The following is a 13614-nucleotide window of genomic DNA, read 5'->3' as shown; positions in this document are numbered from 1 at the left end:
TAAATACTTTATGGCTAGTATCCCTCCAAACTTTCACGTATCTCCCTGATTTAGCAGCTTTTAATTGTAAAACCTACCGACCGATGCAGCCACTAACGATGACTCAGACATGTGCGCGCGCCGCCGCGAGCATGTTAATCGGCCTTCTGATGACAACAACTTCCGGCGCGTTCGCCGACGAAGTCAGCAGTAGCAGCCAAAATGCCAACAACGGCATTTTCTCCAGCAAATCCAGCGATGCAGCAAGCGCAGACGCCGCCAGCAATCCGGGCGGCGCGAAGTCGTTTCTGTCGGGCGTGGCGAGCAAGGCGGGCGACGTCGTCGTCGGCGCGCTCAACATGATCGGCGTGCGTTATCGCTGGGGCGGCAACACGCCGGATTCCGGTCTCGATTGCAGCGGCTTTGTCCGCTACGTTTTCCAGGACACGCTCGGCATGACCTTGCCGCGCCGCGCCGAGGAAATGAGCCGGGTCGGCGAGAAAGTGACCGTCTCCGATCTGAAGCCGGGCGACCTCGTGTTCTTCAATACGATGCGCCGCTCGTTCTCGCACGTCGGCATCTATATCGGCGACAACAAGTTCGTGCATTCGCCGTCGACCGGCAGCACGATCCGTGTCGACGACATGGAAGACGGCTATTGGGAAAAGCGTTTTCAGGGCGCGCGTCGCATCGAGAACGCGCAAGTCGGCGACGGCGCGGAACTGCGCCAGCGCGTGAGCGCGTCGATCGGCGGTTACTGATCGTCTGTCGGCATCGAAAAAAGCCTGCCTCCTTTGCGGACGCAGGCTTTTTTGTTTTGCGTTCGGGCGCGAGGTAAAGTCAATCGGCGCAATCGGAAAGCCTCATTGCACACGTCATCAAAAGTCGTTATAGTTTTTGAATGAACTTTTTCACGTTCCCCTTCTCGTTGTTTCCGGCTAGTGCGTCGCTACGCGCACTATCGCTGCTAGCGCGCCTACCGCGCTGATCCTTCACGCCTCCCGTCTGCTCGTCCATTCAGGTTTTCGACGCCAGCGGTGGCGCGAACACCCGAATTCCCTTTTGAGTTTCGTCTCGATATCTCCAACAATCGATAAATCTCCCCACAGGAGCCCAACATGGCAGCAGACAAGTTGATCATCTTCGACACGACCTTGCGCGATGGCGAGCAGTCCCCCGGCGCGTCGATGACGAAGGAAGAGAAGATCCGCATCGCGAAGCAACTGGAACGCATGAAGGTCGACGTGATCGAGGCCGGCTTCGCGGCCAGCTCGAACGGCGACTTCGACGCGATCCACACCATCGCGGGGCTCGTGAAGGACAGCACGGTCTGCTCGCTCGCCCGCGCGAACGACAAGGACATCCAGCGCGCCGCCGATGCGCTCAAGCCCGCCGGCCAGTTCCGTATCCACACGTTCATCGCGACGTCGGCGCTGCACATGGAGAAGAAGCTGCGCATGACGCCGGAGCAGGTCTACGACCAGGCGCGCCTCGCGGTGCGTTTCGCGCGCAAGTTCACGGATGATGTCGAATTCTCGCCGGAAGACGGCAGCCGCTCGGATATCGATTATCTCTGCCGCGTGCTCGAAGCCGTGATCGACGAAGGCGCGCGCACCATCAATATCGCGGATACGGTCGGCTACGGCGTGCCGGAGCTCTACGGCAATCTCGTCAAGACGCTGCGCGAGCGCGTGCCGAACTCCGACAAGGCGATCTGGTCGGTGCATTGCCACGACGACCTCGGCATGGCGGTCGCGAATTCGCTCGCGGGCGTGCAGATCGGCGGCGCGCGTCAGGTCGAATGCACGATCAACGGTCTGGGCGAGCGCGCGGGTAATACGTCGCTCGAAGAAATCGTGATGTCGGTGAAGACGCGCAAGGATTACTTCGGCCTCGATCTGGGCATCGACACGACGCAGATCGTGCCGACCTCGAAGCTCGTCTCGCAGATCACCGGTTTCGTCGTGCAGCCGAACAAGGCGGTCGTCGGGGCGAATGCGTTCGCGCACGCTTCGGGCATCCATCAGGACGGCGTGCTGAAGGCGCGCGACACCTACGAAATCATGCGCGCGGAAGACGTGGGCTGGAGCGCGAACAAGATCGTGCTCGGCAAGCTGTCGGGCCGAAATGCGTTCAAGCAGCGTCTGGAAGAACTGGGCGTGACGCTCGAATCCGAAGCCGATGTGAACGCGGCATTCGCGCGCTTCAAGGATCTCGCCGACCGCAAGGCCGAAATCTTCGACGAAGACATCATGCAGATCGTCTCCGAGGAATCCGCCGAGGCGCAGGCGAAAGAGCACTTCCGCTTCGTGTCGATGAAGCAGCATTCGGAAACCGGCGAGCAGCCGCAAGCGAAGGTCGTGTTCGCGGTGGAAGGCACCGAAGTCACGGGCGAAGCGCGCGGCAACGGTCCGGTCGATGCGACGCTGCACGCGATCGAATCGAAGGTCGAGAGCGGCGCGGAGCTCGTGCTGTATTCGGTCAACGCGATCACGACCGGCACGCAGGCGCAGGGCGAAGTCACCGTGCGTCTGTCGAAGAGCGGTCGCATCGTGAACGGCGTGGGCACGGATCCGGACATCGTCGCGGCGTCGGCGAAGGCGTACATCGCCGCGTTGAACAAGCTGCATTCGAAGGTCGAAAAGCTCAATCCGCAGCTTTGATTCGATCGGTCGAAACGCAAAAAAGCCCTCTTCGCGAGGGCTTTTTACATGGCGTCGATGCGCTCAGAACAGATTGCGCCGATCCGGATCGTGCAACGGATCGGGCGTTTTCTGCGTCATGCGCAAGATGCCCTGCTCGTCGAAATAGAAGTTGTACATCAGATACCAGATGTTCGCCTCCATGTAGCGATAGGTCCAGACTTCGCGCTTCATCAGCGGAAAGTACGACGTCTCCACGGGCCGCCCGAAGTTCACGAGCACGTCCTGCCTCGTCCAGGTGCCGATCTGCGCCTTGTAGAACTCGTTTTCGTCGAGCACTTGCCGAACATTGACGATCTTGCCGGAAGCGTCGATATCGGCGGCGGTGGTGAATTCGCCGAGCGGTTGCGTCGGCCACATCAGGCGCTTGCCGCCATTGGGCAGATCGTAGATTTCGCGCGGCGGGCCGAGGCGGGCGGTGATCGTCGAGGCATCCGCGCCAGCCTGATAGTTCTGCCACGGCTGCGCGCAGGCGGACAGAAGGAGCGCGACCCCGGCGCATGTCAGCGATGCGCGCATGCGGTTGAGTATGTGCAGCATTGAAGCCTCCACGTGCTTGCTCCTCGCGGCGGCGAGCAGCGTTTGTTCGATGTTTCCCGTGATTTTGACATGCGCGCGCGGCAAAGCATTCTCCGATACGTCGCGGCATTCAAGCCGATGTGTCGGCAATCGCGACTTGCGCGGGGCGCGCGCTGCAGCCTATGATCCGCGCTTTCGGCGGATCGGCGGAAACTCATGAAGGACGGAACCAGCGCGCGCGCGATGCAATGGCTGCGCATCGCGGCATCGGCGTGTCTTGCCTTGTCCATGACGGCGCGGGCGGCCGAATTGCCACCCATCAAGCTCGCGCTGATCGAAGGCATGTCCGGCCCGTTCGCGAACGCCGGCGCAATGGTCGAGCGCAATCTGCGTTTCGGCGTCGAGCGCGTGAACGCGCAAGGCGGCGTGAAGCTCGCGGACGGCGCGCATCCGCTGCAACTCGTCGTGCTCGATGGCAAGGGCAGCAGCGAGGCGAGTCTCGTGCAGCTGCGTGCGGCGATCGACGAGAAGATCGGCTTCGTCATGCAGGGCAACAGTTCGGCGGTGGCGGCGGCGCTCGTAGCGGCTGTCGACCGCCAAAACGCTCGCGAGCCGGATCGCCGCGTGCTGTTCCTCAATTATTCCGCCGACGATCCCGCGCTCACCAACGACGCGTGCAGTTTCTGGCATTTCCGCTTCGACGCGCACGCCGGCATGCGGATGGATGCCCTCGCCGATGCGCTGAAAGACGATCGCGCGGTGAAGAAGGTTTATCTGCTCAATCAAGATTACAGCTTCGGCCACGATGTGAGCCGCGAGGCACAGCGCGCGCTCAAGGAGCGGCGCCCGGATATCGCGATCGCGGGCGACGAATTTCATCCGATCGGGCGCGTGAAGGATTTCGCGCCTTACATCGCGAAAATCCGCGCGAGTGGAGCGGACGCGGTAATCACCGGAAACTGGGGCAACGATCTGACGCTTCTCGTCAAAGCCGCGCGCGAGCAGGGGCTCGACACGAAGTTCTACACGTTCTACGGCAACAGTCTGGGCGCTCCGGCCGCGCTCGGCGATGCCGGCGTGAAGCGCGTGATCGCCGTGGCGGACTGGCATCCGAACGCGGGCGGCGCTGCGTCGGACGCGTACTATCGCGCGTTCAGAGCCCGCTATCCTGCCGCCGCGGACGATTACCTTGTCGCGCGTATGCCGCTGATGGTAGAAATGCTCGCCGCCGCGATGACGCGCGCAAAAAGCGCGGACCCGCTCGCGGTGGCGCGCACGCTCGAAGGCATGAAGTTCGACGGCGAAGGCTTCCACCCGATGACCGTGCGTGCCGAAGATCATCAGGTGATCCAGCCCCTTTACGTCATGGAAATGGACAAGGCGGGAACGAAAGGCGTCGCGCTCGATAACGAAGGCTCGGGCTACGGCTTCCGCACGCTTCTGAGCGTCCCCGCCGACAAGACCGCGCAACCGACGACGTGCCGCATGTCGCGCCCGCCGCGCTAAGGCGCCGATTCGCCCCGCGCAGAAGTGCTTCGGCGAGACATTGCACTGTGCTATACTCTGCGCTTCGTTTTTGGCGCATTGCCGGAAACGATTCACTTTTTGTAAATCCACGGCACGGCCTTTCTTCCGTGACCGCCTGTCTGTATCAAAGGAAAAGCAAATGTCCGTAGCAGAAATCAAGAAATCCGACATCGTCGCTGAATACGCACGCGGCGCAAACGACACCGGTTCTCCCGAAGTGCAAGTCGCACTGCTGACGAGCCGCATCAACGAACTCACCGTCCACTTCAAGTCGCACTCGAAGGATCACCACAGCCGCCGCGGTCTGCTGCGCATGGTGAGCCGTCGTCGTAAGCTGCTCGACTACCTGAAGGGCAAGGACGCGGATCGTTATCGCTCGCTGATCGAAAAGCTGGGTCTGCGCAAGTAATTGGCGCCAAGCGTGGCTTTGCGGCCAACGTCCTAATGAAGTGCCTGTGTCAGTCCGCTGATACAGGCACTTTGTTTTTGTGCGTTTCGGTCGCGAAGTGGTGCCCGATCGTGTTTTCGGCAATCGGCGCCCATAGTTGCCACGCAGTCGGAAGTTTCGGCAGTTCATAAGCTTTATCCCGGATGAGTCCATCCGGTCCGACACTCGGTCCAGCCTCGCAGCGGAGCTTTGTGTCATTCCAGCGCGACGACGTTCATCGAAACGCATCGCGCTGGAATGGCATAACACACCTCTCAAGCGCGGCTCCGGACCTTCCCGCACGCGCCAGTCGACCGGCGCGGCGCAAACGTAGAAGGAGTCGAAATGTTCAATAAGATCGTCAAAGAGTTCAAGTGGGGACAGCACAACGTCCGCCTCGAAACGGGTGAAATCGCCCGTCAGGCGAGCGGCGCGGTGATCGTCGATGTCGAAGATACCGTCGTGCTCGCAACCGTCGTCGGCGCGAAGACCGCCAAGCCGGGCCAGGACTTCTTCCCGCTGACCGTCGACTACCTCGAAAAGACCTATGCCGCCGGCAAGATCCCGGGCGGCTTCTTCCGCCGCGAAGGCCGTCCGTCGGAAGGCGAAACGCTGATTTCGCGTCTGATCGACCGCCCGCTGCGTCCGCTGTTCCCGGAAGGCTTCTATAACGAAGTTCAGGTCGTGATCCACGTCCTGTCGCTGAACCCGGATGTCCCGGCCGACATTCCGGCGCTGATCGGCGCGTCCGCCGCGCTCGCCGTGTCGGGACTGCCGTTCAACGGTCCGGTCGGCGCGGCACGTGTCGCGTACATCAACAACGAGTACGTGCTGAACCCGACGCGCCCGCAGATGAAGGAATCGGCGCTCGATCTGGTCGTCGCGGGCACGGAGCGCGCGGTGCTGATGGTCGAATCGGAAGCGCAGCAGCTGTCCGAAGAAGTGATGCTCGGCGCGGTCGTTTTCGGCCACGAGCAGATGCAGACCGCCATCGACGCGATCCATGAACTCGTGCGCGAAGGCGGCAAGCCCGAGTGGGACTGGCAGCCGGCGCCGAAGAACGAAGCGCTCATCGCGCGCGTCACGGAAATCGCCAAGCCGGAACTCGAAGCGGCTTATCAGTTGCGCAACAAGCAGGCGCGCTCGGCCAAGCTGAAGGAAGTCTACGCGGCGACGTCGGCGAAGCTGGCGGAAGAAGCCGCGACGGGCGGCACGGTCGCGGCCGATGCGGCGACGGTCGGCAACGTCCTGTTCGATATCGAAGCGAAGATCGTCCGCACGCAGATCCTGAACGGCGAGCCGCGCATCGACGGCCGCGACACGCGCACCGTCCGTCCGATCGAAATTCGTACGGGCGTATTGCCGCGCACGCACGGCTCGGCGCTCTTCACGCGCGGCGAAACGCAGGCGCTCGTCGTCGCGACGCTCGGCACGAAGGGCGATGAGCAAAGCATCGACGCACTCGAAGGCGAATACCGCGAGCGCTTCATGCTTCACTACAACATGCCGCCGTTCGCGACGGGCGAAACCGGCCGCGTCGGTTCGCCGAAGCGCCGCGAAATCGGCCACGGCCGTCTGGCGAAGCGCGCGCTGGTCGCGTGCCTGCCTAGCGCCGACGAGTTCGGCTATTCGATTCGCGTCGTGTCGGAAATCACTGAATCGAACGGTTCGTCGTCGATGGCTTCGGTCTGCGGCGGCTGCCTCGCGCTGATGGACGCCGGCGTGCCGATGAAGGCGCACGTCGCGGGCATCGCGATGGGCCTGATCCTCGAAGGCAACAAGTTCGCGGTTCTGACCGACATCCTCGGCGACGAAGATCACCTCGGCGACATGGACTTCAAGGTGGCCGGCACGTCGCAGGGCGTCACGGCGCTGCAGATGGACATCAAGATCCAGGGCATCACGAAGGAAATCATGCAGGTCGCGCTGGCGCAGGCCAAGGAAGGCCGCATGCACATCCTCGGCAAGATGACCGCCGCCGTTCCGACGACGAATACGGAACTGTCGGACTACGCGCCGCGCATGATCACCATCAAGATCAATCCGGAGAAGATCCGCGACGTGATCGGCAAGGGCGGTTCCGTGATCCGCGCGCTGACGGAAGAAACCGGCACGACCATCGACATTTCGGACGACGGCGTCGTGACGATCGCGAGCACGAGCGCGGAAGGCATGGCCGACGCGAAGAAGCGCATCGAGAACATCACGGCGGAAGTGGAAGTCGGCCAGGTCTACGAAGGCCCGGTGCTCAAGCTGCTCGATTTCGGCGCGATCGTGAACATTCTGCCGGGCAAGGACGGTCTGCTGCACATCTCTGAGATCGTCAACGAGCGCGTGAAGGACATCAACGACTATCTGAAGGAAGGCCAGATCGTGAAGGTCAAGGTCATCCAGACGGACGAAAAGGGTCGTGTGCGTCTGTCGGCGAAGGCGCTTCTGAACGAAGGCGCGCAGCAGGCAGAACCGACGCACCCGCAGCAGTAATGCGGTAATGTGTAGACGGCCGGCCGCTTCAGCGAGCCGGCCGTTTTCATGTATGACGCTTGGGACGCTATGCATTGTCCGACGCGTCATCGGACTCGATGGCAGTGTGTGGAGCGCGGATTGCTTCGAGGCGCGCGCAGTGCCATCCGGTTCGGATGCACACTAACTCTGGGCGGCACAGGGAGAGCATATGAAGGCCATCGAAATCACTGAGTTCGGCGCACCTGAAGTTCTCAAACTCGGCGAGCGTCCGACGCCTGCGCCGGGCAAGTGCGAGGTGTTGATCAAGGTGGCCGCTTCCGGCGTCAACCGGCCGGACGTGTTCCAGCGCAAGGGCGCTTATGCGCCGCCGCCGGGCGCGTCGGATCTCCCGGGGCTGGAGGTTGCCGGTGAGATCGTCGATGGCGATTTCGATCCGAAGCACAACCCGTTCGGTCTGAAAAAAGGCGATCGTGTGTGCGCGCTGCTCGCGGGCGGCGGATACGCCGAATACGCGGCGGCCCCGCTCGAACAGTGTCTGCCGGTGCCGAAGGGTCTGTCGGACATCGAGGCGGCATCCTTGCCGGAGACGTTCTTCACGGTGTGGAGCAACGTGTTCGAACGCGGTCAGTTGGGCGCGGGCGAGAACGGCGAGGAAGAAACGCTGCTCGTGCAGGGCGGGTCGAGCGGCATCGGCGTGACGGCGATTCAGATCGCCAAAGCGCTCGGCTTTCGCGTGTTCGCCACGGCCGGCACCGATGAAAAGTGCCGCGCGTGCGAAGCGCTCGGCGCGGAGCGGGCGATCAACTACAAGACGGAAGATTTCGTCGAAGTAGTGAAGTCGCTGACGAACGATCGCGGCGTCGACGTCATTCTGGATATGGTCGCTGGCGACTATCTCCAGCGCGAGCTCAAGGCGCTTGCCGACGGCGGGCGCATCTGCGTGATTGCGCTGCTCGGCGGCGCGAAGGCGGAGATCAATCTGAACGACGTGCTGCGCCGGCGTCTCGTCATCACGGGTTCGACGCTGCGTCCGCGTCCCGTCGCATTCAAGGCGAAGCTCGCGGCGAAGCTGAAGGAGCGCGTCTGGCCGGAAATCGAGGCGGGGCGCATCAAGCCGGTGATCCATCAGGTGTTCCCGGCGCGCGATGCAGCCGCCGCGCACGCACTGATGGAAAGCAGTACGCACGTCGGCAAGATCGTGCTCGACTGGCGCGACGACGCGTGAAATTCGCCGGGAGCGAGCGTTTCATGTTGCGGCTCGCTTTTGATGGTTTGACCGGTTTCGTCGTAACACAGTAAAATCGCCTGTTTTGCAGGCAGTTTGCGGTTCGTAGCGGTTCATTCTTATAACAGGGCGGCTGACCACGTGCATGCAACAAGCCGCCACCGACTGACGAGACATATGTCCAGAGAACGAGCGAAACTGGTGGTGGGCAACTGGAAGATGCACGGCCGCATCGGAGAAAATGCGACCTTGCTGATCGAGGTCGCCGCGGGCGCATCGGCTTTGCAGAAGGGCGTGAGCGTCGGCGTGTGCGTGCCGTGTCCGTATCTCGCGCAATCGCAAGCGCTGCTCAGCGGCTCGGTGGTGCGCTGGGGCATTCAGGACGTGTCGGCGCATACGGGCGGTGCGTTCACCGGCGAAGTCGCGGCCGAGATGGCGGCGGACTTCGGCGTCACGTACGCGATCGTCGGGCATTCGGAGCGACGCGCGTATCATCGCGAAAGTCCGGAACTCGTCGCGTCGAAAGCGCAGCGCGCGATCGAAGCGGGCCTTACGCCGATCGTCTGTGTCGGCGAGACGCTGGAAGAACGTGAGGCGGGCACGACGGAGCGGATCATCGGCACGCAGCTCGAAGCCGTGTTGCAGGCGCTCACGGAAGAGCAGGCGGCGGGCATCGTGGTCGCGTACGAACCGGTCTGGGCGATCGGTACGGGCAAGACCGCGCGGCCGGGGCAGGCGCAGGATGTTCATGCGTTTCTGCGTCACAAGCTGCTGGAGAAGGGCGCAACGGTTGCGAACGTGCCGCTCTTGTATGGCGGCAGCGTGAAGCCGGAAAACGCGGAAGAGCTGTTCGGGCAGAAAGACATCGACGGCGGGCTGATTGGCGGCGCGTCGCTGAAGTCGAAAGATTTTCTGGCGATCTGCCGGGCGGCGCAAACCGTGACGCATTGAGCGTCGAACGGCGAGCGGGCAGGGCAGGCGAAAGAGCATAGTGCGACACGAAGGTGTCACGGAAACATCAGGAATCGGGTGAGTTGAAATGCTGTATTTGAAGACATTGATTATCGTCGTTCAGTTGCTGTCGGCGTTGGGTGTAATCGGCCTCGTGCTGCTCCAGCACGGCAAGGGCGCGGACATGGGCGCGGCGTTCGGTAGCGGCGCATCGGGCAGTCTGTTCGGTGCGACGGGCTCGGCCAACTTTCTGTCGCGTACCACGGCCATTCTCGCCGCGATCTTCTTCGTGACGACGCTGGCGCTGACCTATCTCGGAAGCTATAAGCCGCAGACGTCCGCGGGTGTGTTGGGCGGTGCGGCTCCTGTGCCGGCATCGGCTCTGGCCGTGGCCGCATCAGGAGCGTCTGCGCCTGTGTCGGCACCGGTTGCATCGTCGGCGCCGGGCGCTGACGTGCCCAAATAACGACGGAACAGATTTTTCGCGGATTTTGCATTTTGTGCGTTGAACAATTCCAAGGGCCCAGTTATAATTCAAGTCTTGAAGCGATTCGCGGCAATTAAGAAGTAGTTTTCCCGGATTGCAGTACAGTGCCGACGTGGTGAAATTGGTAGACACGCTATCTTGAGGGGGTAGTGGCGAAAGCTGTGCGAGTTCGAGTCTCGCCGTCGGCACCAAAGTTATCCAATGCCAGCCGCTTGCATCGCTTCGGCTGGCATTGTCACTTCTGGAGTACGCTTACGTTTTTACGGCGGCATCGACAACATCAAAGCGGTTGTCACGTTGTGCTGATATCGTGAGCGGTCCCAAGTGATATCTCCTGCCGGGTGGTCCGTCCCGGCTGAAGCGCCCCAATCAATTACAGGCCACATCTACCGATCTGAGGATAGCCTTGAACCTCGCACCCTATTACCCCGTCTTCTTGTTTCTTCTGGTGGGCCTTGGTTTAGGTATAGCGTTGGTCAGCATTGGCAAGATCCTCGGTCCCAACAAGCCCGACACCGAGAAAAACGCGCCGTACGAGTGCGGCTTCGAAGCGTTCGAAGACGCGCGTATGAAGTTCGATGTGCGTTACTATCTCGTCGCGATTCTTTTCATCATTTTCGACCTTGAGACGGCGTTCCTGTTCCCGTGGGGTGTTTCCCTGCGCGATATCGGCTGGCCTGGTTTCATCGCGATGATGATTTTTCTGCTCGAATTTTTGCTCGGTTTCGCCTACATCTGGAGAAAGGGCGGGCTCGACTGGGAATGACAGTTAGATCACCGGATTCATGGGCGGCTTTGGCTGGCTGCTCATCTGGAGTGGAAAACAAATGAGTATCGAAGGGGTCTTGAAGGAAGGCTTTGTCACCACCACGGCTGACAAGCTCATCAACTGGACGCGCACCGGCTCCCTGTGGCCGATGACGTTCGGTCTCGCATGCTGCGCGGTCGAGATGATGCACGCGGGCGCCGCCCGTTACGACCTGGACCGTTTCGGCGTGGTGTTCCGCCCGAGCCCGCGCCAGTCGGACGTGATGATCGTCGCCGGCACGCTCTGCAACAAAATGGCGCCCGCGCTTCGTAAGGTGTACGACCAGATGGCCGAGCCGCGCTGGGTCATCTCCATGGGCTCGTGCGCGAACGGCGGCGGCTACTATCACTATTCGTATTCCGTCGTGCGCGGCTGCGACCGGATCGTCCCGGTCGACGTCTACGTTCCCGGTTGTCCTCCGACCGCCGAGGCGCTGGTCTACGGCGTGATCCAGTTGCAGGCGAAGATTCGCCGCACCAACACCATCGCCCGTCAGTAAGGGCCTGAGTCTCCCCAAACTATGGCAAGCAAACTCGAGACCCTCAAAGCGAACCTCGAGACGGCGTTTGGCGGCCGTCTCCAGAGCATTACCGAGTCGCTGGGTCAGGTGACGGTCGTCGTCAAGGCGGCCGACTATCTGGACGTCTGCAAGCAGTTGCGCGATGACCCGTCGCTGCGCTTCGAGCAGCTCATGGACCTCTCCGGCGTCGATTATTCGACGTATGGCGACGGCGTCTACGACGGTCCGCGTTTCGCGGCAGTCAGTCATCTTCTCTCGATCACGCACAACTGGCGCGTGCGCGTGCGCGTATTCGCTCCGGACGACGAAGTGCCCATCGTGGCTTCGGTGGTCGATATCTGGACGTCGGCGAACTGGTACGAGCGCGAAGCGTTCGACCTCTATGGCATCGTATTCGAAGGCCATCCCGATCTGCGCCGCATTCTCACGGACTATGGTTTCATCGGCCATCCGTTCCGCAAGGACTTCCCGATTTCCGGCTACGTCGAAATGCGCTACGACCCGGAAGAGAAGCGCGTGGTGTACCAGCCCGTGACGATCGAACCGCGCGAAATCACGCCGCGCGTGATTCGCGAAGATCGCTATGGCGGTCTGAAACATTAAGAGAACGCCATGGCAGAGATCAAGAATTACACGCTGAACTTTGGCCCGCAGCACCCGGCAGCGCACGGCGTGCTGCGCCTCGTGCTGGAACTCGACGGCGAAGTGATCCAGCGCGCCGACCCGCACATCGGTCTGCTGCATCGCGCGACCGAGAAGCTCGCCGAGACCAAGACCTTCCTGCAGTCCGTGCCGTACATGGACCGTCTCGACTATGTGTCGATGATGGTCAACGAGCACGGCTACGTGCTCGCCATCGAGAAGCTGCTCGGCATCGACGTGCCGATCCGCGCGAAATACATCCGTGTGCTGTTCGACGAAATCACGCGCGTGCTGAACCATCTGATGTGGATCGGCTCGCACGCGCTCGACGTTGGCGCGATGGCGGTCTTCCTTTACGCGTTCCGCGAGCGCGAAGATCTGATGGACGTCTACGAGGCGGTGTCGGGTGCGCGCATGCACGCGGCGTACTATCGTCCGGGCGGCGTCTATCGCGATCTGCCGGACGCGATGCCGCAATACAAGGCGTCGAAGATCCGCAACGCGAAGGCGCTCGACAAGATGAACGAGAACCGTCAGGGCTCGTTGCTCGACTTCATCGAGGACTTCTTCAATCGTTTCCCGGGCTGTGTCGACGAGTACGAAACGCTGCTCACCGACAACCGCATCTGGAAGCAGCGTCTCGTGGGCATCGGCGTGGTGAGCCCGGAGCGCGCGTTGCAGATGGGCTTGAGCGGCGCGATGCTGCGCGGCTCGGGCATCGAGTGGGACTTGCGCAAGAAGCAGCCGTACGAAGTGTACGATCAGCTCGACTTCGACATCCCCGTCGGCGTGAACGGCGACTGCTACGACCGCTATCTGGTGCGCGTGGAAGAAATGCGCCAGTCGACGCGCATCGCCAAACAGTGCATTGCGTGGCTGCGCAAGAATCCTGGCCCTGTGATGGTCGATAATCACAAGGTTGCACCGCCGTCGCGCGTCGGCATGAAGAGCAACATGGAAGAGCTGATTCACCATTTCAAGCTCTTTACCGAAGGCTTCCATGTGCCGGAAGGCGAAACGTACGCTGCGGTCGAGCATCCGAAGGGCGAGTTCGGCATCTACCTGATCTCGGATGGCGCGAACAAGCCGTATCGCCTGAAGATTCGCGCGCCGGGCTATGCACACCTCGCAGCGCTCGATGAAATGGCGCGAGGCCACATGATCGCCGACGCAGTGACGATCATCGGTACGCAAGACATCGTGTTCGGCGAGATCGATCGCTGATTCATCGGCGCCTGCGCGGTCGGCTCGCCGAGCCGCTGCGCAAGAAACGCGAAAGCAATAACAGGAACCCGCAGGAACGCCAGGTCTGCCGCAATACGAAGGGCGCGGCAGGTTTTCGTTCGGTAGGAATTGAAAGA

Annotated in this window: 13 protein-coding genes and 1 tRNA gene; 13 read left to right on the top strand and 1 reads right to left on the bottom strand. The window is 61.8% G+C overall.

Translation table 11 applies throughout. The features are described 5' to 3' along the window. Positions 1-83: 83 nt before the first annotated feature. Entirely contained in the window at positions 84-740 is a 657-nt protein-coding gene (locus NCS03_RS09100) for a C40 family peptidase (protein ID WP_008341795.1), read from the top strand. Between the two features lie 357 nt (positions 741-1097). Beyond that, positions 1098-2642, top strand: a complete 1545-nt coding sequence (locus NCS03_RS09095) for a 2-isopropylmalate synthase (RefSeq protein WP_008341793.1) — start codon at positions 1098-1100, stop codon at positions 2640-2642. 63 nt (positions 2643-2705) lie between these two features. On the opposite strand, the gene NCS03_RS09090 is transcribed toward NCS03_RS09095, so the two are convergent. After that, a complete protein-coding gene (locus NCS03_RS09090) occupies positions 2706-3221 on the bottom strand; it encodes a hypothetical protein (RefSeq protein ID WP_033535784.1) in 516 nt (171 codons plus the stop codon). Between the two features lie 195 nt (positions 3222-3416). Between NCS03_RS09090 and NCS03_RS09085 the strand changes: the two genes are divergently transcribed. From NCS03_RS09085 to NCS03_RS09035, 11 genes are all read left to right on the top strand, one after another. After that, positions 3417-4706: a branched-chain amino acid ABC transporter substrate-binding protein gene (locus NCS03_RS09085; RefSeq protein ID WP_250529077.1), complete on the top strand. Its 1290-nt coding sequence runs from the start codon at positions 3417-3419 to the stop codon at positions 4704-4706. Positions 4707-4866: 160 nt separating this feature from the next. Further along, on the top strand, positions 4867-5136 hold the full coding sequence (rpsO, locus tag NCS03_RS09080; RefSeq protein ID WP_008341789.1) for a 30S ribosomal protein S15: 270 nt from the start codon (positions 4867-4869) through the stop codon (positions 5134-5136). Between the two features lie 363 nt (positions 5137-5499). Beyond that, entirely contained in the window at positions 5500-7638 is a 2139-nt protein-coding gene (pnp, locus tag NCS03_RS09075) for a polyribonucleotide nucleotidyltransferase (RefSeq protein ID WP_008341788.1), read from the top strand. Between the two features lie 190 nt (positions 7639-7828). Beyond that, entirely contained in the window at positions 7829-8845 is a 1017-nt protein-coding gene (locus NCS03_RS09070) for an NAD(P)H-quinone oxidoreductase (protein WP_250529076.1), read from the top strand. A 177-nt stretch (positions 8846-9022) separates the two neighbouring features. After that, complete coding sequence (gene tpiA, locus NCS03_RS09065) at positions 9023-9796, top strand: triose-phosphate isomerase (protein WP_008341786.1); 774 nt, start codon at positions 9023-9025, stop codon at positions 9794-9796. 88 nt (positions 9797-9884) lie between these two features. Continuing rightward, on the top strand, positions 9885-10262 hold the full coding sequence (gene secG, locus NCS03_RS09060; protein WP_250529075.1) for a preprotein translocase subunit SecG: 378 nt from the start codon (positions 9885-9887) through the stop codon (positions 10260-10262). 127 nt (positions 10263-10389) lie between these two features. Beyond that, positions 10390-10474, top strand: a tRNA-Leu gene (locus tag NCS03_RS09055). Positions 10475-10689: 215 nt separating this feature from the next. After that, positions 10690-11049 (top strand): NADH-quinone oxidoreductase subunit A, encoded by a 360-nt coding sequence (locus tag NCS03_RS09050; RefSeq protein WP_008341784.1) that lies wholly within the window; start codon positions 10690-10692, stop codon positions 11047-11049. Positions 11050-11110: 61 nt separating this feature from the next. Next, on the top strand, positions 11111-11590 hold the full coding sequence (locus NCS03_RS09045) for a NuoB/complex I 20 kDa subunit family protein (RefSeq protein WP_006052903.1): 480 nt from the start codon (positions 11111-11113) through the stop codon (positions 11588-11590). Positions 11591-11611: 21 nt separating this feature from the next. Further along, a complete protein-coding gene (locus tag NCS03_RS09040) occupies positions 11612-12214 on the top strand; it encodes an NADH-quinone oxidoreductase subunit C (protein ID WP_008341743.1) in 603 nt (200 codons plus the stop codon). Between the two features lie 9 nt (positions 12215-12223). Further along, a complete protein-coding gene (locus tag NCS03_RS09035) occupies positions 12224-13477 on the top strand; it encodes an NADH-quinone oxidoreductase subunit D (RefSeq protein ID WP_008341742.1) in 1254 nt (417 codons plus the stop codon). The last annotated feature ends 137 nt before the right edge of the window (positions 13478-13614 follow it).

It is taken from the genome of Caballeronia sp. ATUFL_F1_KS4A, assembly GCF_023630905.1.
Lineage (GTDB): Bacteria > Pseudomonadota > Gammaproteobacteria > Burkholderiales > Burkholderiaceae > Caballeronia > Caballeronia zhejiangensis.
The sequence above is the reverse complement of the archived record's forward strand: the minus strand, read 5'-3'. Positions and strand labels throughout refer to the sequence as shown.